The organism is Nocardioides pollutisoli (assembly GCF_040045055.1).
Classification (GTDB): Bacteria; Actinomycetota; Actinomycetes; order Propionibacteriales; family Nocardioidaceae; genus Nocardioides; species Nocardioides tweenelious.
The window spans coordinates 1,151,860-1,173,650 of the sequence record NZ_JBDZDU010000001.1 but is presented as its reverse complement, the minus strand read 5'-3'; the positions used below and the strand labels follow the sequence as shown (position 1 = coordinate 1,173,650).

The 21,791-nt window shown below is 71.1% G+C and carries 27 protein-coding genes; 16 read left to right on the top strand and 11 right to left on the bottom strand.

Annotated elements, in window-relative coordinates; all coding sequences use genetic code 11:
* Nucleotides 1-121 precede the first annotated feature (121 nt).
* Nucleotides 122-1,189, top strand: coding sequence for a LacI family DNA-binding transcriptional regulator (locus ABLE68_RS05725; protein WP_348870331.1), 1,068 nt, complete (start codon nucleotides 122-124; stop codon nucleotides 1,187-1,189).
* Here the strand turns inward: ABLE68_RS05725 and ABLE68_RS05720 are convergent.
* The 3 genes from ABLE68_RS05720 to ABLE68_RS05710 form a co-directional block, all read right to left on the bottom strand.
* Nucleotides 1,186-1,896, bottom strand: a complete 711-nt coding sequence (locus tag ABLE68_RS05720; protein WP_348870330.1) for a class I SAM-dependent methyltransferase — start codon at nucleotides 1,894-1,896, stop codon at nucleotides 1,186-1,188. The two genes, ABLE68_RS05725 and ABLE68_RS05720, sit on opposite strands and share 4 nt — an antisense overlap.
* A gap of 90 nt (nucleotides 1,897-1,986) precedes the next feature.
* A complete protein-coding gene (locus ABLE68_RS05715) occupies nucleotides 1,987-2,625 on the bottom strand; it encodes a VOC family protein (RefSeq protein ID WP_348870329.1) in 639 nt (212 codons plus the stop codon).
* Nucleotides 2,626-2,706: 81 nt separating this feature from the next.
* Nucleotides 2,707-3,471, bottom strand: a complete 765-nt coding sequence (locus ABLE68_RS05710; protein ID WP_348870328.1) for a DUF3109 family protein — start codon at nucleotides 3,469-3,471, stop codon at nucleotides 2,707-2,709.
* A gap of 48 nt (nucleotides 3,472-3,519) precedes the next feature.
* Between ABLE68_RS05710 and ABLE68_RS05705 the strand changes: the two genes are divergently transcribed.
* Genes ABLE68_RS05705 through ABLE68_RS05675 form a run of 7 tightly spaced genes read left to right on the top strand, consistent with a single transcriptional unit; the run spans nucleotide 3,520 to nucleotide 8,964 of the window.
* Nucleotides 3,520-4,455, top strand: a complete 936-nt coding sequence (locus ABLE68_RS05705; protein ID WP_348870327.1) for a Ppx/GppA family phosphatase — start codon at nucleotides 3,520-3,522, stop codon at nucleotides 4,453-4,455.
* A gap of 5 nt (nucleotides 4,456-4,460) precedes the next feature.
* The gene (locus ABLE68_RS05700; protein WP_348873234.1) at nucleotides 4,461-5,246 is read left to right on the top strand and encodes a sugar phosphate isomerase/epimerase family protein; all 786 of its coding nucleotides are present in this window, start codon (nucleotides 4,461-4,463) and stop codon (nucleotides 5,244-5,246) included.
* On the top strand, nucleotides 5,243-5,953 hold the full coding sequence (locus tag ABLE68_RS05695) for an ABC transporter ATP-binding protein (RefSeq protein WP_348870326.1): 711 nt from the start codon (nucleotides 5,243-5,245) through the stop codon (nucleotides 5,951-5,953). The genes ABLE68_RS05700 and ABLE68_RS05695 overlap by 4 nt, the downstream gene beginning before the upstream one ends.
* Nucleotides 5,950-6,681, top strand: coding sequence for an ABC transporter permease (locus ABLE68_RS05690; protein ID WP_348870324.1), 732 nt, complete (start codon nucleotides 5,950-5,952; stop codon nucleotides 6,679-6,681). The genes ABLE68_RS05695 and ABLE68_RS05690 overlap by 4 nt, the downstream gene beginning before the upstream one ends.
* Nucleotides 6,682-6,691: 10 nt before the next feature.
* Nucleotides 6,692-7,627: a proline dehydrogenase family protein gene (locus ABLE68_RS05685; RefSeq protein WP_348870323.1), complete on the top strand. Its 936-nt coding sequence runs from the start codon at nucleotides 6,692-6,694 to the stop codon at nucleotides 7,625-7,627.
* A 9-nt stretch (nucleotides 7,628-7,636) separates the two neighbouring features.
* Nucleotides 7,637-8,440 carry a pyrroline-5-carboxylate reductase gene (gene proC / locus ABLE68_RS05680; RefSeq protein WP_348870322.1) on the top strand — a complete coding sequence of 268 codons (804 nt, stop codon included), beginning with the start codon at nucleotides 7,637-7,639 and terminating at the stop codon, nucleotides 8,438-8,440.
* A gap of 5 nt (nucleotides 8,441-8,445) precedes the next feature.
* Nucleotides 8,446-8,964: an SRPBCC family protein gene (locus ABLE68_RS05675; protein WP_348870321.1), complete on the top strand. Its 519-nt coding sequence runs from the start codon at nucleotides 8,446-8,448 to the stop codon at nucleotides 8,962-8,964.
* Between the two features lie 3 nt (nucleotides 8,965-8,967).
* Here the strand turns inward: ABLE68_RS05675 and ABLE68_RS05670 are convergent, their stop codons facing one another.
* The 5 genes from ABLE68_RS05670 to trpS form a co-directional block, all read right to left on the bottom strand.
* On the bottom strand, nucleotides 8,968-9,192 hold the full coding sequence (locus tag ABLE68_RS05670; RefSeq protein ID WP_348870319.1) for a hypothetical protein: 225 nt from the start codon (nucleotides 9,190-9,192) through the stop codon (nucleotides 8,968-8,970).
* A gap of 19 nt (nucleotides 9,193-9,211) precedes the next feature.
* On the bottom strand, nucleotides 9,212-9,886 hold the full coding sequence (locus tag ABLE68_RS05665; protein WP_348870318.1) for a TetR/AcrR family transcriptional regulator: 675 nt from the start codon (nucleotides 9,884-9,886) through the stop codon (nucleotides 9,212-9,214).
* Complete coding sequence (locus ABLE68_RS05660) at nucleotides 9,852-10,295, bottom strand: thiol-disulfide oxidoreductase DCC family protein (protein ID WP_348870317.1); 444 nt, start codon at nucleotides 10,293-10,295, stop codon at nucleotides 9,852-9,854. Before ABLE68_RS05660 ends, ABLE68_RS05665 begins: the two co-directional genes overlap by 35 nt.
* Entirely contained in the window at nucleotides 10,292-10,705 is a 414-nt protein-coding gene (locus tag ABLE68_RS05655; RefSeq protein ID WP_348870316.1) for a hypothetical protein, read from the bottom strand. The genes ABLE68_RS05660 and ABLE68_RS05655 overlap by 4 nt, the downstream gene beginning before the upstream one ends.
* A gap of 80 nt (nucleotides 10,706-10,785) precedes the next feature.
* Nucleotides 10,786-11,730, bottom strand: coding sequence for a tryptophan--tRNA ligase (gene trpS, locus ABLE68_RS05650; protein WP_348870315.1), 945 nt, complete (start codon nucleotides 11,728-11,730; stop codon nucleotides 10,786-10,788).
* A gap of 189 nt (nucleotides 11,731-11,919) precedes the next feature.
* On the opposite strand from trpS, the gene ABLE68_RS05645 reads away from it, so the two are divergent.
* The 5 genes from ABLE68_RS05645 (at nucleotide 11,920) to ABLE68_RS05625 (ending at nucleotide 16,012) form a co-directional block, all read left to right on the top strand.
* The gene (locus tag ABLE68_RS05645; RefSeq protein WP_348870314.1) at nucleotides 11,920-13,107 is read left to right on the top strand and encodes an acetoin utilization protein AcuC; all 1,188 of its coding nucleotides are present in this window, start codon (nucleotides 11,920-11,922) and stop codon (nucleotides 13,105-13,107) included.
* Between the two features lie 189 nt (nucleotides 13,108-13,296).
* Nucleotides 13,297-13,500, top strand: a complete 204-nt coding sequence (locus tag ABLE68_RS05640; RefSeq protein ID WP_348870313.1) for a helix-turn-helix domain-containing protein — start codon at nucleotides 13,297-13,299, stop codon at nucleotides 13,498-13,500.
* 185 nt (nucleotides 13,501-13,685) lie between these two features.
* Nucleotides 13,686-13,787 carry a 30S ribosomal protein bS22 gene (locus ABLE68_RS05635; protein WP_008356322.1) on the top strand — a complete coding sequence of 34 codons (102 nt, stop codon included), beginning with the start codon at nucleotides 13,686-13,688 and terminating at the stop codon, nucleotides 13,785-13,787.
* Nucleotides 13,788-13,803: 16 nt separating this feature from the next.
* Nucleotides 13,804-14,859 (top strand): NAD-dependent epimerase/dehydratase family protein, encoded by a 1,056-nt coding sequence (locus tag ABLE68_RS05630; RefSeq protein ID WP_348870312.1) that lies wholly within the window; start codon nucleotides 13,804-13,806, stop codon nucleotides 14,857-14,859.
* A complete protein-coding gene (locus ABLE68_RS05625; protein WP_348870311.1) occupies nucleotides 14,852-16,012 on the top strand; it encodes a lysophospholipid acyltransferase family protein in 1,161 nt (386 codons plus the stop codon). The genes ABLE68_RS05630 and ABLE68_RS05625 overlap by 8 nt, the downstream gene beginning before the upstream one ends.
* 5 nt (nucleotides 16,013-16,017) lie before the next feature.
* Here the strand turns inward: ABLE68_RS05625 and ABLE68_RS05620 are convergent, their stop codons facing one another.
* The 3 genes from ABLE68_RS05620 to ABLE68_RS05610 form a co-directional block, all read right to left on the bottom strand.
* Complete coding sequence (locus ABLE68_RS05620; RefSeq protein ID WP_348870310.1) at nucleotides 16,018-17,190, bottom strand: DUF5667 domain-containing protein; 1,173 nt, start codon at nucleotides 17,188-17,190, stop codon at nucleotides 16,018-16,020.
* Nucleotides 17,191-17,269: 79 nt separating this feature from the next.
* Nucleotides 17,270-18,061, bottom strand: coding sequence for a sigma-70 family RNA polymerase sigma factor (locus tag ABLE68_RS05615; RefSeq protein ID WP_348870308.1), 792 nt, complete (start codon nucleotides 18,059-18,061; stop codon nucleotides 17,270-17,272).
* A 124-nt stretch (nucleotides 18,062-18,185) separates the two neighbouring features.
* Nucleotides 18,186-19,070, bottom strand: a complete 885-nt coding sequence (locus ABLE68_RS05610; RefSeq protein WP_348870307.1) for an HAD family hydrolase — start codon at nucleotides 19,068-19,070, stop codon at nucleotides 18,186-18,188.
* A gap of 65 nt (nucleotides 19,071-19,135) precedes the next feature.
* On the opposite strand from ABLE68_RS05610, the gene ABLE68_RS05605 reads away from it, so the two are divergent.
* The 3 genes from ABLE68_RS05605 (at nucleotide 19,136) to ABLE68_RS05595 (ending at nucleotide 21,765) form a co-directional block, all read left to right on the top strand.
* On the top strand, nucleotides 19,136-20,683 hold the full coding sequence (locus ABLE68_RS05605; protein ID WP_348870305.1) for a class I adenylate-forming enzyme family protein: 1,548 nt from the start codon (nucleotides 19,136-19,138) through the stop codon (nucleotides 20,681-20,683).
* Nucleotides 20,680-20,919, top strand: a complete 240-nt coding sequence (locus tag ABLE68_RS05600) for a glutaredoxin family protein (RefSeq protein ID WP_348870303.1) — start codon at nucleotides 20,680-20,682, stop codon at nucleotides 20,917-20,919. Before ABLE68_RS05605 ends, ABLE68_RS05600 begins: the two co-directional genes overlap by 4 nt.
* Nucleotides 20,920-21,081: 162 nt before the next feature.
* Complete coding sequence (locus ABLE68_RS05595; protein ID WP_348870302.1) at nucleotides 21,082-21,765, top strand: redox-sensing transcriptional repressor Rex; 684 nt, start codon at nucleotides 21,082-21,084, stop codon at nucleotides 21,763-21,765.
* Nucleotides 21,766-21,791 lie beyond the last annotated feature (26 nt).

Genomic DNA, 21,791 nt, shown 5'->3' with positions numbered 1-21,791 from the left:
CCCGAACGCTAGGCGTCGGCGCCGACACTCGTCCCACTGGCGCACCGGACCTTCTGGATCGGCCCGCCATGTGGTGTCATTGGAACGATCAAGGCGACCCCGCGTTGTCGAGGAGGTGGGGGTGTCCCGTCGTACTGACGATGCGCTGGGCCGAGCCTCGGCCCGGTTCTCGCCGAAGCTTCCGGCGACTCCGCCGACGCTGGCCGACGTCGCCGAGCGCGCTGGCGTCTCGCGCCAGACCGTGTCCAACGCGATCAACAACCCCGACCTGCTGCGCCCCGACACGTTGGCCCGGGTGCAGGAGGCGATCGACGCCCTCGGCTACTCGCCCAACCGGGCCGCGCGCAACCTCCGCACCCGCGCCTCGCACCTGATCGGCATGCGGATCGGCCCGGCGCAGGAGGGCACCGCCAACGCGACGATGGACCGGTTCGTCCACTCGCTCGTCGAGACCTCGCGCGAGGCGGGCTACCACGTCCTGCTCTTCGCGGGCGACGCCGTCGACCCGATCGTGGGGTACGACGACCTCCTCCGCTCGACCGCCGTCGACGCGTTCGTGGTCACCGACACCTACCTCGGCAACCCGCAGTCGTCGTGGCTCGAGGCCCGGCGTGCGCCGTTCGTCGCCTTCGGCCGGCCGTGGAACCACCCCGAGGCCCGGCACCCCTGGGTCGACGTCGACGGGGCGGCCGGCACGGAGCTCGCGACCAACCACCTGCTCGACCGCGGCCACCAGCGGATCGCCTGGATCGGCTGGCGCAAGGACTCCTTCATCGGCGAGGACCGCCGCTCCGGCTGGAGCCGGGCGATGCACGCCCGGGACCTGTCGACCACCGGCATGGCCTGCCGGGTCGAGGACACCGTCGCCAGCGGCCGCGAGGCGAGCGCCGTCCTGCTCGACCAGGCGCACCCCTCGGCCTTCGTCTGCGCGTCCGACACCCTCGCGATGGGCGTGCTCCACACGCTGCGCGACCGGGGCCTGCGTGCGGGCGAGAACATCGCCGTCGTGGGCTTCGACGACTCCCAGGTCGCCCAGGTCGTGCCGCCCGGCCTGACCTCGGTGCGCCAGCCGCTCGAGGACGTCGCCGTCGAGGTCGTCAAGGCGCTCGAGGGTCTCCTCGGTCATCCGCCGGCTGTCGGTCCCGGTGTCCTGCTGCCCCCGACCCTGGCGATGCGCGGCTCGAGCTAGAAGCCCTTCCACCACACGTTGACCGCGTAGTCGACCTCCGTGCCCTCGTGCTCCGCCAGGACGCTGTCGGCCACTGCGCGGGTGAACTCGATGCGGACGACGCTCTCCAGGTCGGCCCGCGACGTGAAGGACCAGCGCATGTCGACCGGGATCCGGGTCCACCCCCGCGTCGACCAGAACCGCTCGACCACCCGGGGATCGACGTCGGGGTAGCCCCGGCGGAACCACGACCCGAAGGTCGAGCGGGTCGGGTCGTTGTCGATGACGTACGCCGTGCCGCCGCGACGTACGACGCGGTCCAGCTCGGCCAGCCCGGGCTCGCAGCCCGGCCCGAAGAAGTAGGCCCAGCGTGCGTGCACGACGTCGACGGACGCATCGGGCAGCGGCAGTGACTGGGCCGCGCCCTGGTGCACCGTGACGTTGGCGAGCCGCCGCGTACGCCGCCGGGCCAGCGCGACCAGGTCGGCGTGCGGCTCGACGCCGACCACCGACGACGCGGTCGACGCGAACCACGGCAGGTGGAACCCCGTGCCGCACCCGACGTCGAGCACGGCCCGGCCGTCCCAGGACGCCACGGACCGCATCGCGGCCTCGATGGCACCGTCGGGGTCGACGGCGCGGTTCTCGGTCTCGTACGTCGCCGGGTCGTTCCAGATGTTGGGGCTCGGTCGCGCCCCGGGCGAGACGTTCGATTTCGACCCGCCCATCGCGACCTCGTTCCTCGGTCGCGGGGCTTGCTCAATCTGCCTCACGACGCAGTCCGCTCGTGCCTCGCGGTCTGCTGCTCGGTCAGGCCGTCAGATGCGGACGAGCCCGTTGGGCGTGAGGAACTGCGCGGCGAGGATGCCGGGCGTGCCGTTCGGCGCGACCCACTCGACCTTCACGTCCTCGAGAGGAGCTTCGACGCTCTCGCCGAGCCACTCGCTCACGCGCTGCGGGTCGCCCGCGATCTCCAAGCAGGCAAGGGAGAACGCCTCGTCGGCGCCATCGCTCGGGTGCAGGTGCGAGGTGCTGTCCCACTCGATGAAGAACGGCAGCTGCGGGTCGGCGATCAGGCCGTTGATGCCGATCTGCTTCCACCGCAGCTCGGTGCCGTCGGGACGGTGCCGGTTGCCGTTGGCGGCCTCACGGCCGAGACGGGTCTCGACGACCTTGATGTCCTGCACGGCGACGACCCAGCCGAGCCAGCCGCCTCCGAGGAGGGAGCGCGCACGCACTGCCTGCCCGAACGGGGCCTTGTCGGACGCCGGGTGGTCGAGCACCTCGACGACCTCGAGGTAGGTGTGGCCGGCGAGCGGCATGATCATGTTGCGGGTGCCGAACCGTGGGTGGACGCCACCGTCCACGAAGTCCTTGCCGAGCAGTCCCCCGATGCGCTGGGCGGTGCTGGCGAGGCCATCCGGTCCTGCTGCGAAAGAAAGATGGTCCAGGCGCATGCAGTGATTCTGTGCGTTCTCTCAGGAACACCTGACACCGGGGTCGGGGTCTCTTGACGTCGAGACGTTCCCCGGGAGTGGCTAGAACGTGTCAGCAGGGTGCAGCGCGAGGGCCGACCGGGAACGCACGTGCGCCTCGCAGTGACGGACCAGCTCGTCGTACGCCGCCTTGCCCATCAGCTCGGTCAGCTCGGCCTCGTTGGAGACGTAGACGGGCTCGACGCCGACGTGCGCCTCGGTGTTGCCGGAGCAGTACCAGTCGAGGTCGTGGCCGCCCGGGCCCCAGCCGCGGCGGTCGTACTCACCGATCGAGACCTCGGTGTACGTCGAGCCGTCCTGCCGCTCGACGTTGCGGAACGTACGTCGGATCGGCAGCTGCCAGCACACGTCCGGCTTGGTCTCGAGCGGGTTCTTCTCGAGCACGAACGCCAGTGCGTGCAGGGCGCAGCCCGCGCCGGCCTCGAAGCCGGGACGGTTCTGGAAGACGCATGCCTGCTGGCCGTCGACCACGCTGGTGCGGGTCTTGCGCTCGCCGTCCTCGTCGAGCTCGATCCAGTCCTTCTTCCTGACCGCGCGACCCTGCGGCTTCTGCTGCCACAGCGTGTCGTCGAGCATGTCGACGTACGCCGCCACCCGCTTCTCGTCGTCCTTGTCGGCGAAGTGCGCGCCCAGCGTGCAGCAGCCGACGTCCGGCGCATCGGCGTAGATGCCCTGGCAGCCCTGGCCGAAGATGCAGGTGTAGCTCGACGTCAGCCAGGTGAGGTCGCAGCGCATCACCTCGGTCTCGTCCGCGGGATTGACGAACTCGACGAACGCGCGGGGAAACACCAGATCGACTTCGGGCACGGGCTCAACCCTACGTGCCCCCAGAATCGGGCCTAGTACGTTTGACCCATGCGCTTGGGCGTCCTCGACATCGGCTCCAACACCGGGCACCTGCTCGTGGTGGACGCGCACCGTGGCGCTGCGCCGCTCCCGGCCTTCTCCCACAAGGAGCCGCTGCGTCTCGCCGAGCACCTCGACGAGGCAGGAGCCGTGTCCCAGCAGGGGATCGACGCCCTCGCCGACTTCACCGCCTCCGCCCTCCGGGTGGCGGAGGACAAGGGCAGCGAGGGCATCCTGGCGTTCGCCACCTCGGCGGTCCGCGACGCCGTCAACTGCGACGCGGTCCTCGGCGAGGTGCGCGAGCGCACCGGCCAGGAGATCGCGGTCCTCTCCGGTGAGGACGAGGCACGGCTGACCTTCCTCGCCGTACGCCGGTGGTTCGGCTGGTCCGCCGGCCGCCTGTCCGTCTTCGACATCGGCGGTGGCTCGCTCGAGATCGCCGGCGGCGACGACGAGACCCCCGACGTCGCCTGGTCGCTGCCCCTCGGAGCCGCCCGCCTGGCGCGGCTGCACTTCGGCGGCACGGTCCCCGACGACGAGGCCGTCCGCCTGCTCCGCAAGCAGATCCGCGCCGAGGTCGCCCGCGACGCGGGGCGGCTGCTGCGCGCCGGCACCCCGGACCTCGCGGCCGCGACCTCGAAGACCTTCCGGTCGCTGGCCCGGATCTGTGGTGCCGCGCCGTCCGGTGAGGGGCCGCTCGTCCCGCGGACGTTGCCCCAGGACTCCCTGCTCGAGTGGATCCCCAAGCTGGTCACGATGACCGGCGACGAGCTGGCGCGGCTGCCCGGGGTGTCGCCGAGCCGCAGCCACCAGATCGTGCCGGGCGCGCTGGTCGCCGAGGCCGTGATGGACATCTTCGAGATCACCGAGCTCGAGATCTGCCCCTGGGCCCTGCGCGAGGGCGTGATCCTCGAGCGCCTCGACCAGATCAGCGAGCTCGGGTGAGTCGGATGCCCCGGATCGGCCTCTCCACCGTCTCGGTCTATCCCGAGTCGACGGCCCATGCCTTCGCCTACGCCTCGTCGGTCGGCTACGACGCGGTCGAGGTGATGGTCGGCATCGACGCGCTCAGCCAGCAGACCTCCGCGATCAAGCAGCTGTCCGACCACCACGAGATGCCGGTGTGCGCGGTGCACGCGCCGTGCCTCCTCTTCACCCAGCGGGTCTGGGGGACCGAGCCGTGGGGCAAGCTCGAGCGGTCGGCCGAGATGGCCCACGCGGTGGGCGCCGAGGTGGTCGTCGTGCACCCGCCCTTCCGCTGGCAGAAGAGCTATGCCCGCGAGTTCGTCGACGGCATCGCTGCCCTGGAGGCCTCGACCGGTCTCGCGTACGCCGTCGAGAACATGTACCCGTGGCGCGCCTCCAGCCGCGGCATGGAGATGTACCTCCCCGGGTGGGACCCGTCGGAGGAGCCCTACGCCAACACGACCATCGACCTCTCCCACGCGGCCATCGCGAAGTCCGACGTGGTCGAGATGGCCGAGCGGCTCGGGAGCCGGCTGCGCCACATCCACCTGACCGACGGCACCGGGTCGCCCAAGGACGAGCACCTGGTGCCGGGCCGCGGCGTGATGGGCGCCGACCGGTTCCTGCAGCACCTGGCCAGCACCGGCTTCGACGGCGAGATCGTGCTCGAGATCAACACCCGCAAGTGCGCCGACCGCGACGAGCGCGAGGCCGACCTGCGCGAGTCGCTGGAGTTCGCCCGCGAGCACCTGGCAGTGCCCACGCCGTGAACGACCCGATCCGGATCCGGGACCTCCACGTCGTGCGGGGTGGCCGGACGGTTCTCGAGCACCTGGACATCACGATCGGCGGCGGCGTGACCGGACTGCTCGGCCCCTCGGGCTGCGGCAAGTCCACGCTGATGCGCTGCCTGGTCGGCGTACAGCTGGTCGAGAGCGGCACGGTCACGGTCTTCGACCACGCGGCCGGCAGCAAGCCCTTGCGTGACCGGGTCGGCTACGTCACCCAGGCCGCCAGCGTGTACGACGACCTGACGATCGCCGAGAACCTCCGGTTCTTCGCGCAGGTGCTCGGCGTCGGTCGCGACGAGGTCGACCGGGTCGTGACGGCCGTCGACCTGACCGCCCACCGCGACCAGGTGGTCGGACGGCTCAGCGGCGGTCAGCGGAGCCGCGCCAGCCTGGCCGTCGCGCTGCTCGGCAGCCCCGACCTGCTCGTGCTCGACGAGCCCACGGTCGGCCTCGACCCGGTGCTGCGTCAGGACCTCTGGGCGCTCTTCCACGAGCTCGCCGACGCGGGGACCGCGGTGTTCGTCTCCAGTCACGTCATGGACGAGGCCGAGCGCTGCGACCGGCTCCTGCTGGTGCGGGAGGGCCGGATCATCGCCGACGGCCGCCCGGCCGAGATCAAGCAGGAGGCCTTTGCCGACAACATCGAGGACGCGTTCCTCGCGATCGTCCGCCAGGACTCCGCATGACTCCCCGGATCACCGGGGCCGTCGCCTCCCGCGTCCTGATCCAGCTCCGCCGCGACCGTCGTACCCTCGCGCTCCTCCTGGTCCTGCCCTGCGCGCTGATCACCCTGCTCTGGTGGATGTTCAAGGACACCCCGGTCTTCGACCAGGTCGGACCGGCGCTGCTCGCGATGTTCCCGTTCATCGTGATGTTCCTGGTGACCAGCGTGACGACGCTGCGTGAGCGCTCCAGCGGCACGCTCGAGCGCCTGCTCGCGATGCCGATGGGCAAGCTCGACTTCCTGCTCGGCTACGGCATCGCGTTCGGGATCGTCGCAGCGGTGCAGTCGGCCCTCGCGGTGGCGCTCAGCGTCGGGCTGCTCGGCCTCGACGTCCAAGGACCGGTGTGGCTGCTGCTCGTGGTCGCGATCGTCGACGCGGTCCTCGGGACGGCGCTCGGCCTCTTCGTCAGCGCCTTCGCCCGGACCGAGTTCCAGGCCGTGCAGTTCATGCCGGCGGTGGTCATCCCGCAGATCCTGCTGTGCGGCTTGTTCGTCCCCCGCGACCAGCTCCCCGACGTGCTCAGCACCGTCAGCGACCTGCTCCCGCTGAGCTACGCGGTCGACGCGATGCAGACCCTCACCACCACGACCGCCACCGCCGACGTGTGGGCCGATCTCGCGGTCGTCGCGGGCTTCGCGGCCGCCGGGTTGGCCCTCGGCGCTGTGACTCTTCGCAGGAGGACGACGTAGCCTGAACGGCATGTCGCTCCTCCGTCAGCCGCTCCTGCTGCTTGCCCGCAGCGCGCAGGTCAAGAAGCTCGTCAGCACCATGCCGGTGTCCGCCGGGATCGTCCGCAGCTACGTCCCCGGTGAGACCACCGAGGCCGCCGTCGAGGCCACCGCCGGCCTGGTCGACGACGGTCTGCGGATCACCCTCGACTTCCTCGGTGAGGACACCCTGGACGTCGAGCAGGCCGACGCCACGGTCACGGCGTACCTCGACCTCCTCCAGCAGCTCAGCGCCCGCGGCCTGACCCGCCACGCCGAGGTGTCGGTCAAGCTGAGCGCCATCGGCCAGTACCTCCCCGAGAGCGGTCACAAGATCGCCCTCGAGAACGCCCGCACCATCTGCCGGGCGGCGCGCAACGCGGGGACGACGGTCACTCTCGACATGGAGGACCACACCACCACCGACGCGACGCTCGCGACGCTGCGCGAGCTGCGCAAGGACTTCCCGGAGACGGGTGCGGTGCTGCAGGCCGCGCTCCACCGCACGGAGGCCGACTGCCGCACGCTCGCCCACGAGGGCTCACGGGTCCGTCTCTGCAAGGGCGCCTACCTCGAGCCCGAGGGCGTCGCGTTCCAGGACCGGATCGACATCGACAAGTCCTACGTCCGCTGCCTCAAGGTGCTGCTCGCTGGCGAGGGCTACCCGATGATCGCCACCCACGACCCGCGGATGGTCGAGATCGCGACCTCGCTCGCGAGCCGCTTCGGCCGGGCACCCGGCACCTACGAGTTCCAGATGCTCTACGGCATCCGCCCCGAGGAGCAGCGCAAGCTGGCGGAGCGCGGCGAGACGATGCGCGTCTACGTCCCCTACGGCACCGAGTGGTACGGCTACCTGATGAGAAGGCTCGCCGAGCGCCCGCAGAACCTGACATTCTTCCTGCGGTCCCTGATCTCGAAGAGCTAGGTGCAATTCATGGCGCAGACCGCGATCCTCGGCGCCGGAGTCATGGGCGAGACCCTGCTCTCCGGCCTGGTCCGCGCGGGCCGCCGCGTCGACAACCTCCTCGTCGGCGAGAAGCGCGCCGAGCGCGCGAAGGAGCTCGAGGACAGGTACGGCGTCGCCGTCGTCTCCAACCGCGAGGCCGCCCGCAAGGCCGACACCCTCGCCCTCGTCGTGAAGCCCCAGGACATGGGCGACCTCCTCGACGAGATCGCCTCCGAGCTGCGTCCCGGCCAGCTGGTCGTCTCGCTCGCCGCCGGCATCACGACCGCCTTCATCGAGGCGCGCGTGCCCGAGGGCGTCGCGGTCGTCCGGGTCATGCCCAACACCCCGGCGCTCGTCGACGAGGGCATGTCGGCGATCTCGCCCGGCTCCCACTGCAGCGACGAGCACCTCGCCGAGGCCGAGGCGCTGATGGCCTCGACCGGCAAGGTGCTCCGCATCCCGGAGCGCCAGCAGGACGCCGTCACGGCGATCTCCGGCTCGGGCCCGGCCTACATCTTCTTCGTCGTCGAGTCGATGATCGAGGCCGGCGTCCACCTCGGCCTGCCGCGCTCGACCGCGACCGAGCTCGTCGTCCAGACCCTCGTCGGCTCGGCCAAGATGCTGCGCGAGACCGGCACCCACCCGACCGTGCTCCGCGAGCAGGTCACCTCGCCGGCCGGCACCACCGCGGCCGCTCTGCGCGAGCTCGAGATCCACAAGGTCCGGGCGGCGTTCCTGGCGGCCATGGAAGCCGCGCGCGACCGCTCCCGGGAACTCGCCGAAGGCAGCTGACGACGATGGTGCTGCCGCTGACCTGGGGTGTGACCCCGGCGGAGGCGCGCCGACCGTACGCCGCCGACCACCTCGTCGACGGGACCATGCTGACGATGACCCGCGGCATCGGCGTCTCCGCCCCGCAGGAGCTGACCTGGCGCTGGCTCTGCCAGATCGCGGTCGCGCCGTACTCCTACGACTGGATCGACAACCGCGGCCGTCGCAGTCCCCGCTCGCTGACCCCGGGAGCCGACCAGCTGGTGCTCGGCCAGCCGATGGCGGTGGTCTTCGAGCTGGTCGCGTACGACGCGCCGCACCACTGGACCGCCCTGACGACCGAGCGCGGCCGGCAGCTGTTCGGGCCGGTCGCGATGACGTACGCCGCCGAGCCCGCCGGCGCCGGCACGCGGATCATCTGCCGGTTGGCCGTCGCCCAGGACGGGCCCGTCGGTTGGACCCGGTCCCGGCTGCTCGCCTGGGGTGACCTGGTGATGATGCGCAAGCAGCTGCGCACGTTGAAGGCGCTCGCCGAGGCCGGCTGACGATCAGGTGCGTCGCCGCTCCGCGGCCTCGAGGCACTGCGCGCCCGCGATCGCCAGGAACGCCACCACCGTGAGGAGCACCGACGCCGCGACGCCGAGGAACCACACGAGGTACGGCGCATCGAGCGCGGTGGCGTCCGTCGACGCGTCGGCGTGGACCGAGGCGGCCACGAGGCAGGCGAACCACGTGCCCCAGATGGAGGCGAAGGCGTAGAGGTACGGCCTCATGCTCGGGGTCGATCCGCGGTCATGACCTCAGCGCAGCCATCAGGCCGAGCACGTCGTCGACGACGCCGCGGACGACCGGCAGCCGGGAGAGCCGGGTGAGCCGGTCGACGATCGGCACGACCCGCGTGACCAGCATCCGGCTCCGCTGCTGGCCGTCGCTGGCGTCGTAGACCCAGAAGAGCACGACGCCCATCTGGAGCAGCCACAGCAGGTCGGGCAGGTCCCGACGCAGAGCGGTCGCCAGCTTCACGTCCGAGCCCTCGACCAGCGTGCGGAAGAGCTCGATGCTCGCGTCCCGCGCGGGGGCCGACTCGGGGCTGAACGGCGACAGCGGGCTGGCCGGGTCGGCGGCGTTCTTGAAGAACTGGCCGGCGAACTCGTGGCTCGGTTCCGCGACGTCGAGCCAGGCGAGCAGGACGCCCTCGAGGCGTGCCGCGAATGAGGTCTCCCGCTCGAGCACGGCGGCCGCGGCCGCCGCGTGCTGCTCCTGCATCTGGTCGTAGAACGCCTGGATCAGGTGTTCCTTGGACCCGAAGTAGTAGTAGGCGTTGCCGAGCGAGACCCCGGCCTCCGACGCGATCGCCCGCATCGTCGTCTTGTCGTAGCCCTTGGTCCGGAACAGCCGCATCGCCGACTCCGCGATCGACTGCCGGGTCTGCTCAGCCTTGGGGGATCGGGCGGCAGGTTCCGGCACAGTCATCAGCGTAGTCACCTCCTCGGCTGGGGTTCGGGCCCAGGTTCGGCGCCATCAGGTGCCGGATGCCCGCCGCGGTGTACGCCGCGCCCTTGGCCAGCGGGAGCAGGTGCTTGCGCGACAGCCGCTCCGCCAGCGCGCGGTGCGAGCGGGTCGCCCACAGGCACATCACCCACGCGTACTCGTTGACCCAGACCGCCCCGTCGTCGCCGACCACGGTGATCTCCTCGAGCGTGCGGCCGTGGTCGAGCGTCGGGAACCTCCGCCGGGCCTCCGCCGACCCCGCCGGCACGAGGTCGAGCGGCACGAGCAGCGGCTGCCGGTCGAGCCACGCGGCGAACCGCGAGCAGAGCGGGCACCCGGGGTCGGTCAGGACGGTGAGCCGGACGCCGGTCACAGGGTCGGTCACGGGGCCGGGTAGGGCGCCATCGGGACGTATCCCTGGGGCGGGACCGGCGCAGATCGCAGGTTCTCCATCCGGCTCCGGCGGCGGATCGAGTTGAAGACGTAGACGTTGATGAAGTGCAGGACGCCCAGCGTCAGCATCACGACACCGACCTTCACGCTCAACCGGTCGAAGAGGCCCGCCAGGTCGGAGACCGGGTCGTCGATCCGCAGGAAGAGCACGACGAAGCCGAGGTTGAGCAGGTAGAAGCCGACCACGAGCAACTTGTTCACGGCTCCGGCGAGCGCGTCGTTCCCGGCGAAGACGTCCTCCAGGAAGACCTTGCCGTTGCGCGACAGCGTGGTGGCCACCCAGATCGTGAGGGGGACGGTGACGAGCAGGTAGACGACGTAGGTGCCAACGGTCCAGGTCATCGGGATCTCCATTCTTGAACACGTTCAATTCAGTAGGTGGGGAGACCGTACGACAGTTTTTGAACATGTTCAAGTCTTGCTCAGAGCCCGATCGCGGCGCTGGCTGCGGCGAGCACCGGAGCGGTCACCTCGCGGCAGCGGGCTGCCCCGGCGGCGAAGACCGACTCGACGTACGCCGGGTCCGCGGCGAGCTCGGCGTACCTCTTCTGGATCGGCTCGAGCTCGGCGATGACCGTCTCGGTGACGGCCTTCTTGAGGGCGCCGTACGTCGTGATGCCCTCGGCCGAGCCGCCGCAGGCGGCCAGGATCTCGAGCAGGTTGGTGACGCCGGGCTTGGCGGCGCCGGCGCGCACCGCATCGGGTCCGGTGTCCGAGTCGGTGACGGCTCGCGCGACCTTGCGGCGTACGACGTCCGGCGGGTCCAGCAGGAAGACCGACCCGGCCGCGTCGGCCGACTTGCTCATCTTCCGGGTCGGGTAGGCGAGGTCCATGACCCGGGCGCCGGCCGGGGGAGTCGCGATCTCCGGCACGGTGAAGACCGGGCCGTAGGTGTTGTTGAAGCGGATCGCGAGGTCGCGGGTCAGCTCGACGTGCTGGCGCTGGTCCGCGCCGACCGGCACGACGCTCGGGCGGTAGAGCAGGATGTCGGCCGCCATCAGGACCGGGTACGTGAAGAGCGAGACCCGGGTCGAGTCGACCCCGCGGCCCTTCTCCTTGAACTGGATCATCCGGTTGAGCTCGCCGGTGTAGGCCGTGCACTCCAGCAGGTAGGCGAGCTCGGCGTGGGCCGGCACCCGGCTCTGCCGGAAGAGTGTCGCCCGGTCGAGCCCGACCGCGAGCATGAGCGTCGCCATCTCGGCCACCCGCTCGCGCAGCAGCGCCGGGTCGTGCGGAGTCGTGAGCGCGTGGAGGTCGGAGAGTCCGTAGTAGGCGTCGTCCTGGCGCTCGCTCATCGGGCGCAGCGCGCCGAGCAGGTTGCCGAGGGTGAGTCGGCCCGAGGGGGTCAGCAGGGAGAGAGTGGTCATCGTGTGCTCCTGGTGTGAGAGCCCACGGGTCGGCGGTCTCGACAAGCTCGACCAACGAGAGACGGCCGCCCGTGGGCGGCCGTGGTGTGAAGTGGGTGTGCTTCAGAGCGTGGTCCGCCGGTCAGGCGGGCCACCACTGGGTGGAACGGGTCGTCAGCACCCGGACAGGCTACCGGTAGCGTCGCCGCCATGCCCGCTTGTCAGGGACCGGCCACGGTCGTCTTCGACCCGAGCCTGACCGGCTACAACTTCGGGCCCTCGCACCCGATGTCCCCGCTGCGCGTCGACCTCACCATGCGACTCGCCGACGAGCTCGGCGTCGTCGGCAGCCGGCTGCGCACCGTCGCGGCACCGATGGCGTCGGACGACCTGATCGCATCCGTGCACGAGCCCGACCTGATCGAGGCCGTGATCCGGGCCGGCCGCGACTCCTCGACGTACGACCTCGCCCACGGGCTCGGCACCGACGACAACCCCGTCTTCCCCGAGATGCACCAGGCGTCCGCGCACATCGTCGGCGCCAGCGTCGAGGCCTTCCGGCAGGTCTGGTCGGGGGAGTCGCTGCACTCCGCCAACATCACCGGCGGGCTCCACCACGCGATGCCCGGCCGGGCCAGCGGCTTCTGCATCTACAACGACGTCGCCGTCGGCATCCAGAGCCTGCTGGACCAGGGGGCCGAGCGGGTCGCGTACGTCGACGTCGACGTGCACCACGGCGACGGCGTCGAGAAGATCTTCTGGGACGACCCGCGGGTGCTGACGATCTCGCTGCACGAGACCGGGCAGATGCTCTTCCCCGGCACCGGCTTCGCGGCCGACCACGGCGGGCCGGAGGCGCCCGGCTCGGCCGTCAACGTCGCCCTGCCTCCCGGCACCAGCGACGCGGGCTGGCTGCGCGCCTTCCACGCGGTGGTGCCGCCGCTGCTCCGCGAGTTCAAGCCCCAGGTCCTGGTCACCCAGCACGGCTGCGACTCGCACGTCGAGGACCCGCTCGCACACCTGATGCTGACCGTCGACGGCCAGCGCGAGGCCTACCTCGCCCTGCACGACCTCGCGCACGAGCTCTGCGAGGGGCGCTGGGTCGCGACCGGAGGCGGCGGCTACGCCGTCGTCGACGTCGTGCCCCGCGCCTGGACCCACCTGCTCGCGATCGTCGCCGGCCAGCCGCTCGACCCCATGACCGAGACCCCGGGCGGCTGGCGCGACCACGTGCGTACGTCGCTCGGCCGGGTCGCCCCGGTCCGGCTCACCGACGGCCGGACGCCGACCTACCGCGACTGGCGCGACGGCTACGACCCCGACACCTGGCTGGACCGGGAGATCCACGCGACCCGGATGGCTGTCTTCCCGCTCCACGGCCTGGACCCGATGCCCTGACCTGCGCGTATGCGGGTTACACGAGAGTGGTTCCGCGCGCTCGCGCAAGGGGACACGCCGTACCCCTGGAGTTACTTTGGTGATCCTCTTCCCCACGAGTCACATCAGGCCCTATTCTCACTGAGCGCGACGCGTGCACTCACCGGTGGGGAAGCCGGTGGCGCGTCAGACAGAAAGTATCGGTGCACGATGGCTACCACCTCTGGGGACAACTCCGAGTCGAAGTTCCTCACCGTTGCCGAAGTGGCAGGGATGATGCGCGTTTCCAAGATGACGGTCTACCGCCTCGTCCACAACGGCGAGGTTCCTGCCGTCCGGGTCGGCCGCTCCTTCCGGGTGCTCGAGTCCGATGTGGACGAGTACCTCCGCAAGAGCTTCTACAACGCCGGCTGAACGCTGGACGAGGTGTCGCCGGGCTCGGGCCCGACGTACCCCGTAGACGCTCCGCTCGTTGTCCCTCAGGCGGGCACCGTCCAGTTTGACCGGCCGATTCTGCCCGGCGCCCGGCGACGGATAGGCTGGGCCGGTCCTCCGGGCAGATCCCGGGGGCAGCTGTACGGCTGTTGAAAGGTTTCCCTGTGGGTTCTGTCATCAAGAAGCGGCGCAAGCGCATGGCCAAGAAGAAGCACCGCAAGCTGCTGAAGAAGACGCGCGTCCAGCGTCGCAAGCTCGGCAAGTAAGCCCTCCGTCCGCCGCATGAGCAGCGCCGGCAGGGTCGTCCTTGTCACCGGGGTCTCTCGAGACCTCGGGCGCCGGTTCGCGCGCGCTGCTGCGGCTGACCCCTCGATCGGGCGGGTCATCGGTGTCGACGCCATCCCGCCTCGCGGGGACATCGGCGACGTCTCCTTCGTGCGGGCAGACATCCGCAACCCGGTGATCGCGAAGATCATCGTCAAGGAGGACGTCGACACCGTCGTCCACATGAGCGTCATCGCCACCCCCGGCAGTGCCGGCGGGCGGAACACGATGAAGGAGCTCAACGTCATCGGGACGATGCAGCTCCTGGCCGCCTGTCAGAAGGCGCCAGGGCTGCGGGCCCTCGTCGTGAAGTCGACGACCACGGTCTACGGCGCGAGCAGCCGCGATCCTGCGATGTTCACCGAGGACATGGAGCCTCGGCGCGCCCCGCGCGCGGGCTACGCGAAGGACGTCGCCGAGATCGAGGGCTACGTCCGTGGTTTCGCGCGCCGCCGGCCCGACGTCCGGGTCGCGATGATCCGCGGCGCCAACGTGATCGGGCCGAACGTGACCAGCCCGCTCACGTCGTACTTCCGGCTGCCGGTCATCCCGACCGTCTTCGGCCACGACCCACGGCTGCAGTTCCTGCACGAGCAGGACCTGCTCGACGTGCTGCGGCACGCCACGCTCACCGACGTCGCCGGCACGTTCAACGTGGCCGGCGACGGCATCATGATGCTCTCCCAGGCCGTACGTCGGCTGCAGCGGCCGACCGTCGCGCTGCCGTCGTTCGCGGTCGGCAACGTCGGCTCGCTGCTGCGCTCCGCCCGGGTCGCGGACTTCTCGCCCGAACAGCTGGGCCTGCTCACCTACGGGCGCGGCGTCGACACCACCCGGATGCGCAGCGAGCTCGGCTTCGAGCCCTCCTTCACCACCGCGGAGGCGTTCGCCGACTTCGGAGCGCCGCTCACGCCCACCGGTGGTCGCACCGAGCGGCTGCTCGGCCGCGTCGCGGACAGCCTGCCCGACCCGGACCGCTACGCCGTCGCGGCAGGAGGCCCCGAGCATGGGTGACGCCGAGATCATCCCGATCGGCACCCGCGGCCGACCCGGTCGCGGCACCGGCACGCAGCCGTCGTCCGCCGCGCGCGGCCTCGCCGCGGGCGCGAAGACCGCGCCCGCGAAGTCAGCCGCGCCCCGGGCAGCCACCAAGTCCGCTCCGAAGCCGAAGCCCAAGCCCAAGCCCAAGCCGAAGCCCGTCGAGGAGGTCGCCGCCCCGCCCGTCGAGGAGACCCGCCCGGCGGCCACGACCCGCGACCGCACGCCGACCGGCGGCATCCCCGTCGCCGACTGGCTCGCGGCCATCCAGCACGGTGCCGCCGAGGTCTTCGGCGACGAGTGGGAGCCGCAGCTGGCTCGCTTCCTGGCCTTCCTGCGTCGCCGCGTGTCCGGCGACTACGTCGTCGACGAGTACGGCTTCGACCAGGAGATCACCGAGCGCTTCTTCATGGCCACGCTGCGCCCGATCGCGCAGAAGTGGTTCCGGATCGAGGTCCGGGGCATCGAGAACATCCCCACCGAGGGCGGTGCGCTCGTCGTGTCCAACCACTCGGGCACGATCCCGATCGACGGCCTGATGACGATGGTGTCGATCCACGACCACACCGGCCGGTTCCTGCGCCCCCTGGGTGCGGACCTGGTCTTCCGGCTCCCGTTCGTGAGCGCGATGGCCCGCAAGGGTGGCGCCACCCTGGCCTGCGGCGAGGACGCCGAGCGGATGCTCACCGGCGGTGAGCTCGTCGGCGTGTGGCCGGAGGGTTTCAAGGGCATCGGCAAGCCCTACTCCGAGCGCTACAAGCTGCAGCGGTTCGGCCGCGGCGGGTTCGTGTCAGCCGCCGTGCGCGCCGGCGTCCCGATCATCCCGCTCTCGGTCGTCGGGGCCGAGGAGATCTACCCCCTGGTCGGCAACATCCCGTCGCTGGCCCGGCTGCTGGGTCTCCCCTACATCCCGATCACGCCGTTCTTCCCGCTGCTCGGGCCGCTGGGCCTCGTCCCGCTCCCGTCGAAGTGGCTGCTGGAGTTCGGCGAGCCGATCCGCGCCGACGAGTTCGACGCGGGCGCGGCCGACGACCCGATGCTGGTGTTCAACGTGACCGACCAGGTGCGTGAGTCGATCCAGCAGACGCTCTACTCGCTGCTGATGCAGCGCACGTCCGTCTTCCGGTAGCCGAGCTACTTCTCGATCGTCTCGCCCGTGATCGGGTCGACGACACCGTGCAGGAGCTTGGTGACGCCGTCCACGACGTCGCCCACCGAGGGCACCGACGGAGTCGAGGTCGGGTCGGAGCCACGACCGCTCAGTCCGTCGGTCAGGGTCTGGAGCGGGTTGGAGCCACCGTCGGTGCCGCTGGTGTCGGGGAGCAGGTCGGGCGGGCTGAGGACGCTGCCCGGGGGCGTGCCCTGACCGACGTCGGGCAGCTCGGACGAGCCGCCCTTGTCGCCGTGCTGGTGACCGTGCTGGTGACCGTGCTTCTTGGCGCCGTCGTGCTTCTTGGTCGTGGCGGCGACCTGGGACGTGACCGGGGTGGCGGGCACGACGATCGCCGGGCTCGACAGCAGCGTCGTCGGGAAGGACCCGACGGGCGTACCGCCGCACGACGGGCACCGCTGGACGGCCTCCGCGTTGATCTGGCCGAGCACGGCCGCGGCGCGGATCAGGTCGTCGCGGGCCGCGTAGGGGATGGTGGGCTCGAGGGCCTCGAGCTGGTCGAGGCTGGAGGCCACGAAGTCACGCAGCTCGACGATGGAGTCCTCGTTGCCGTGGTCGGCGTAGTCGGCGAAGAGCAGGTCGGCCGCGGTCGTGGTCTGCGACGCGAAGGTGCCGAGGGTGCTGGCGATCCGGACGTCGTCACCGAAGCCGGGGTCCTGCGAGAGCGCGTCGACCTCGTCGAGACGGCTCGAGGCGTTGCCGAGCATGGTGCTGCCCTTGTGCGCGTCGCCGACCGAGAGGCCGGTGTGGGCGGACTCGATGACCCGCTTGATCGGGTAGAGCGACTCACCGGGCACGGCGGACTGGGCGGCCAGCGCGACCGACGTGGAGGCGCCGACGATCGCGATGCCGCCGACCACCGCGGCGAGACGGCGCTCGCGGGTGGTCTTGCGCGGCGGGAGCCTGAGCTTCGAGACGTCGGCGGGGACCAGTGCGGTTTGCGCCTCGGCCATGAGCAGGGCCCGGAGATCGGTCACGAACTCCGGGCGGGCGTTGATCTCCGGGACGGTGCGCAGCGCGCCGACGAGCTCGAGGAGCTCGGCATCGCGGGCGTCACCCCGGGCGACGGCGGAGGAGTCCTCCACCATCGCGTTGAATTGGTCGGCGCGACGCTGCGCCGTCAGACCCCATGTCATGTCGATCTCAACGAGGTGAGCGGAGGCGAGGTTACGGGCGCGAGGGGCTCGACGTAAACGATTTCGGCGACGGCGGCCATCAGTCCCGGATCCCGTCCGGCATCAGCTTCGCCAGGTTGCGTACGCCGCGCAGCTGGAGCTGCTTGACGGCACCGTCGCTGCGGCCCAGGACCGCGGCGGTCTCGGCGATGCTCATCCCCTGCAGGAACCGCATCACCAGGCAGTCGCGCTGCTCGGCGGGCAGCTCGGTGAGGGCCTTCATCAGGATCTCGTTGGTGAGGCCGGCGAGCACCATGCCCTCGGGACCCTCGGTGGCGTCGTCGTGCAGGCCCATGTCCTCGGTGGTGAGCTCGAGACGGGTCCGGCCGGCCTTGAAGTGGTCGGTGGCCAGGTTGCGGGCGATCGTCATCAGCCAGGCGCCGAAGTCCTTGCCCTGCCACCGGAAGTTGTTCATGCTCCGCAGCGCGCGGAAGAACGTCTCCGAGGTGAGGTCCTCGGCCAGCGTGCTCGAGCGGGTGCGGTAGAAAAGGAACCGGTAGACCGAGCCCTGGTAGTGGTCGTAGAGGAGCCCGAAGGCGTCGGCGTCACCCTGCCGGGCGAGCTCGACGAGCGCGATGAGCCGGGTCCGGTCGCCCTCGTCCTCTTCAGAGGACGCGGCCAGGTCGGCGTCGCCGTAGCCCCCCGGTCCACCGGAGGCGGTGCGGGCGTGGCTGCTGGTGACCGCCTCGGTCGCGAGCAGGCCGGGCCGGCCGAGCGACGGCCGGTCGAGAGGGGCGCCGCCCGCGAGGACCGGCTGCTCGGCGAGCAGGATCTGGGCAACGAGGAGCCGCAGGGCGTCGAGCCCGCGTGCGATGTCCCCGTCGTACGGCATGGTGCTGGAACCCCTCCCGGATGCTTCCCCCGAAGCCATTCCCCAGTAAACGCGAGTTACTCCTTCTGGACCAGACCAGAAGGCAAAGACCCGAGGACTGAGATTTCGGTGGACACGGGCGGTGTCAGCGGCGACGGCCGCGCAGCGCGACTCCCGCGGCCACCGTGCCGGTGACGGCGCCGGCCGCCGCGCCGACGAGGACACCGGCGCGCAGCGCCTTGCGACCGGTGCGGTAGTCGCGGATCCGCCAGCCGTTCTCGCGGGCGTGGGCGCGCAGCCTGGCGTCGGGGTTGATCGCGCACGGGTCGCCGACCAGGGACAGCATCGGCAGGTCGTTGTAGGAGTCGGAGTACGCCGAGCACCGGCGCAGGTCCAGTCCTTCACGGGCGGCGAGTGCCTTGACGGCCTCGCCCTTGGCCGGGCCGTGCAGCATGTCGCCGACCAGGTGGCCGGTGTAGACGCCGTCGACGTGCTCGGCGACGGTGCCCATCGCGCCGGTCAGGCCGAGCCGGCGGGCGATGATCGTGGCGATCTCGATCGGGGCGGCCGTCACCAGCCACACCCGCTGGCCCTCGTCGAGGTGCAGCTGGGCGAGAGCGCGGGTGCCGGGCCAGATCCGGTGCGCCATGCCCTCGTCGAAGATCTCCTCGCCCAGCTCCTCGAGCTCGGCGACCGTGTGGCCGGCGATGAAGCTCAGCGCCGAGGACCGTGCCTCCGCGACGTGCTCGGGATCCTCGACGCCGACGATCCGGAAGTAGGCCTGCTTCCACGCGGCCCCGAGGATGTCGCGGGTCGTGAAGAACTTGCGGCGGTGCAGGCCGCGGGCCAGGTGGAAGATGCTCGCGCCCTGCATCACGGTGTTGTCGACGTCGAAGAAGGCCGCTGCCTCGCGGTCCAGCGAGAGCGTCAGCGCGGACTCCACCTCGGCGGACGCGGCGGCCGCCTCGCCGGCGAGCGTCGAACGCAGCTGGAGGTTGCGCGGCCGGGGCGACTTGTTGGGCGGCGTCACACCGGCAGGGTAGACCCCGATCGGACGCGACGGTGGCGCGCGAGCGGTGTGGAAGTATCCCCTCCATGCCTGGGATGCGGGACGTGGCCGAGCTGGCGAGCCGAGCGGCCGCCGAGAGCCCGGAGCGGCTCGCTGTCGTGGAGGCCGGCGGGCGCAGCCTCACCTGGGCCGAGCTCGACGACGAGGTCGGTCGGCTGGCGACCGGTCTCGGCGCGGCCGGCATCGTCGGCGGGCACCGGGTCCTGATCGCGATCGGCAACCGGATCGAGTTCGTGACGACGTACCTCGGCGTCCTGCGCGCGCAGGCGGTCGCCGTACCGGTCAACCCGCGGTCCACCGTCAGCGAGCTCGCCCGGATGGTCGAGGACTCCGGATCCCGGATGGTCGTCGCCGACGCCGACACGGTGACCTCCGTGCGCGCGGCGCTCGCGACGCTCGAGCAGGCGCCGCGACTCGTGGTGGTCGGCGCCACCCTGCAGCCGGGCGAGCGCGGCTACGACCAGCTCCGGGCGCAGCCGGCCCGGCCCGTGCCGCAGCTCCAGGACCCGGAGAAGCTGGCGGTGCTCCTCTACACGAGCGGTACGTCGGGCCTGCCGCGGGCCGCGATGCTGACGCACCGGGCGCTGCTCGCCAACATCGACCAGGTCGCCCAGGTGGACCCGCCGATGATCCACGGCGACGACGTCGTCCTCGCAGTCCTGCCGCTCTTCCACGTCTACGGCCTCAACGCCGTCCTCGGTGGCGTCCTGCGGCACCGGGCCAAGCTGGTCCTCGTCGACCGGTTCGATCCCCAGGAGACGCTGGCGATCATCGACGACGAGGCCTGCAGCGTGGTGCCCGTGGCGCCACCCGTCTTCGCCTACTGGCTGCCCGAGGAGCACCTCGAGGAGCACCTCGGACCCGTGCGGCTGATCCTGTCCGGGTCGGCGCCCCTGTCCCCGGACGTGGTGGAGAGGTTCACCGCTCGCACCGGCATCCCCGTCCACCAGGGCTATGGCCTGACCGAGGCGTCCCCGGTCGTCACCAGCACCCTCTGCAGCGAGGTCAACCAGCTCGGTTCCGTGGGTGCCGCGCTCCCGGGGATCGACATCCGGCTCGTCGACGAGAGCGGCCGGCCGCCGGAGGGCGTGGACCCGGGGGAGATCGAGATCCGGGGCGACAACCTGTTCAGCGGCTACTGGCCCGACGGCAGCGGCGGACCCGACGCTGACGGCTGGTGGGCGACCGGCGACGTGGGCTTCCTCGACGACACGGGCGACCTGTTCCTCGTCGACCGGCTCAAGGAGCTGGTCATCGTCTCGGGGTTCAACGTCTACCCGGTCGAGGTCGAGGACGTGATCAAGGAGGTCGCCGGGGTGGCCGAGGTGGCCGTCATCGGCGCTGAGGACCCCGACACGGGCGAGGCCGTGGTCGCCTACGTGCGCGCACCGGGCGCCGACCCGGCGACGGTCGCCGACGCCGTACGCGCCCACTGCGCCGAGCGCCTCGCGCGGTTCAAGCAGCCGTCCCGGATCGAGATCGTCGACGAGCTGCCGCGCACGGTGACCGGCAAGGTGCAGAAGGGCCGCCTTCGCGGGCTCGAACGGCGCCGGAACCTGGACCTGCTCGAGTGAATGCGCGCGTCACCCTCTACTCGAGGCCCGGCTGCCACCTCTGCGACGAGGCTCGTGCGGTGATCGAGCGGGTCTGCGCCGAGCTCGGGAAGTCGTACGACGAGGTGTCGATCGACGACGACCCCGCCCTGCAGGAGCGGTTCACCGACGAGGTGCCGGTGACGTTCGTCGACGGCCGCCAGCACGACTTCTGGCGCGTCGACGAGCAGCGGCTGCGCACGGCCCTGACCGGCTGATCCACCCCGCGCGGCGTGGGCCATCTCACATGTGCTAGTCCCAGCGCCGTTTCGGCCCCGTCTCGTTTTGTTCTCCCGTTCACAAACTCCTACAGTGATCGGGCCGCCGGGTGCGAGGAACGGCTCGCCTTCCCGTGCTCGACGACGGCCCATTCCATGGCTATGGAGACGAGAGCAGTGACCGCACGGACTTCCTCCGAGAACGCTCGGGACATCCCCGAGGCGACCGTCGCGCGACTGCCCGTCTACCTCCGGGCACTCACGACGCTCTCCGAGCAGGGCACCAGCACCTGCTCCAGCGAAGAGCTCGCGGTCGCGGCGGGCGTCAACAGCGCCAAGCTCCGCAAGGACCTGTCCTACCTCGGCAGCTACGGCACCCGCGGCGTCGGCTACGACGTCGACTACCTCCGCTACCAGATCGCCCGCGAGATCGGCGTGACCCAGGACCTCCCGGTCGTCATCGTCGGCATCGGCAACCTGGGGCAGGCGCTGGCCAACTACTCGGGCTTCCGCAGCCGCGGCTTCCGCGTGGTCGCCCTCCTCGACGCCGACCCGGCCCGCCACGAGGAGGTCGTCGCCGGGATCGACGTACGCCCCTTCGCCGACCTCGAGCAGATCGCCGCCGACCACGCCGTCGCGATCGGCGTGATCGCGACGCCGGCGCTCGCGGCCCAGGACGTCGCCGACCGGATGGTCGCCTGCGGCATCACCAGCATCCTCAACTTCGCGCCGACGGTGCTCAACGTCCCCGAGCAGGTCGACGTCCGCAAGGTCGACCTCTCCATCGAGCTGCAGATCCTGGCCTACCACGAGCAGCGCAAGACGCAGGGGGCGGCGAGCGCATGAGCGAGCGGAGCGAGCGAATCATTCAA

Coding starts and splice junctions, on each gene's coding strand:
- ABLE68_RS05685 (WP_348870323.1), top strand. CDS start 6,692: ATGTCGCTCCTCCGTCAGCCGCTCCTGCTGCTTGCCCGCAGCGCGCAG.
- ABLE68_RS05630 (WP_348870312.1), top strand. CDS start 13,804: ATGAGCAGCGCCGGCAGGGTCGTCCTTGTCACCGGGGTCTCTCGAGAC.
- ABLE68_RS05645 (WP_348870314.1), top strand. CDS start 11,920: ATGCCCGCTTGTCAGGGACCGGCCACGGTCGTCTTCGACCCGAGCCTG.
- ABLE68_RS05595 (WP_348870302.1), top strand. CDS start 21,082: ATGGAGACGAGAGCAGTGACCGCACGGACTTCCTCCGAGAACGCTCGG.
- ABLE68_RS05625 (WP_348870311.1), top strand. CDS start 14,852: ATGGGTGACGCCGAGATCATCCCGATCGGCACCCGCGGCCGACCCGGT.
- ABLE68_RS05605 (WP_348870305.1), top strand. CDS start 19,136: ATGCCTGGGATGCGGGACGTGGCCGAGCTGGCGAGCCGAGCGGCCGCC.
- ABLE68_RS05615 (WP_348870308.1), bottom strand. CDS start 18,061: ATGCCGTACGACGGGGACATCGCACGCGGGCTCGACGCCCTGCGGCTC.
- ABLE68_RS05670 (WP_348870319.1), bottom strand. CDS start 9,192: ATGAGGCCGTACCTCTACGCCTTCGCCTCCATCTGGGGCACGTGGTTC.
- ABLE68_RS05640 (WP_348870313.1), top strand. CDS start 13,297: ATGGCTACCACCTCTGGGGACAACTCCGAGTCGAAGTTCCTCACCGTT.
- ABLE68_RS05690 (WP_348870324.1), top strand. CDS start 5,950: ATGACTCCCCGGATCACCGGGGCCGTCGCCTCCCGCGTCCTGATCCAG.
- ABLE68_RS05655 (WP_348870316.1), bottom strand. CDS start 10,705: ATGACCTGGACCGTTGGCACCTACGTCGTCTACCTGCTCGTCACCGTC.
- trpS (WP_348870315.1), bottom strand. CDS start 11,730: ATGACCACTCTCTCCCTGCTGACCCCCTCGGGCCGACTCACCCTCGGC.
- ABLE68_RS05675 (WP_348870321.1), top strand. CDS start 8,446: ATGGTGCTGCCGCTGACCTGGGGTGTGACCCCGGCGGAGGCGCGCCGA.
- ABLE68_RS05715 (WP_348870329.1), bottom strand. CDS start 2,625: ATGCGCCTGGACCATCTTTCTTTCGCAGCAGGACCGGATGGCCTCGCC.
- ABLE68_RS05620 (WP_348870310.1), bottom strand. CDS start 17,190: ATGACATGGGGTCTGACGGCGCAGCGTCGCGCCGACCAATTCAACGCG.
- ABLE68_RS05720 (WP_348870330.1), bottom strand. CDS start 1,896: ATGGGCGGGTCGAAATCGAACGTCTCGCCCGGGGCGCGACCGAGCCCC.
- proC (WP_348870322.1), top strand. CDS start 7,637: ATGGCGCAGACCGCGATCCTCGGCGCCGGAGTCATGGGCGAGACCCTG.
- ABLE68_RS05705 (WP_348870327.1), top strand. CDS start 3,520: ATGCGCTTGGGCGTCCTCGACATCGGCTCCAACACCGGGCACCTGCTC.
- ABLE68_RS05700 (WP_348873234.1), top strand. CDS start 4,461: ATGCCCCGGATCGGCCTCTCCACCGTCTCGGTCTATCCCGAGTCGACG.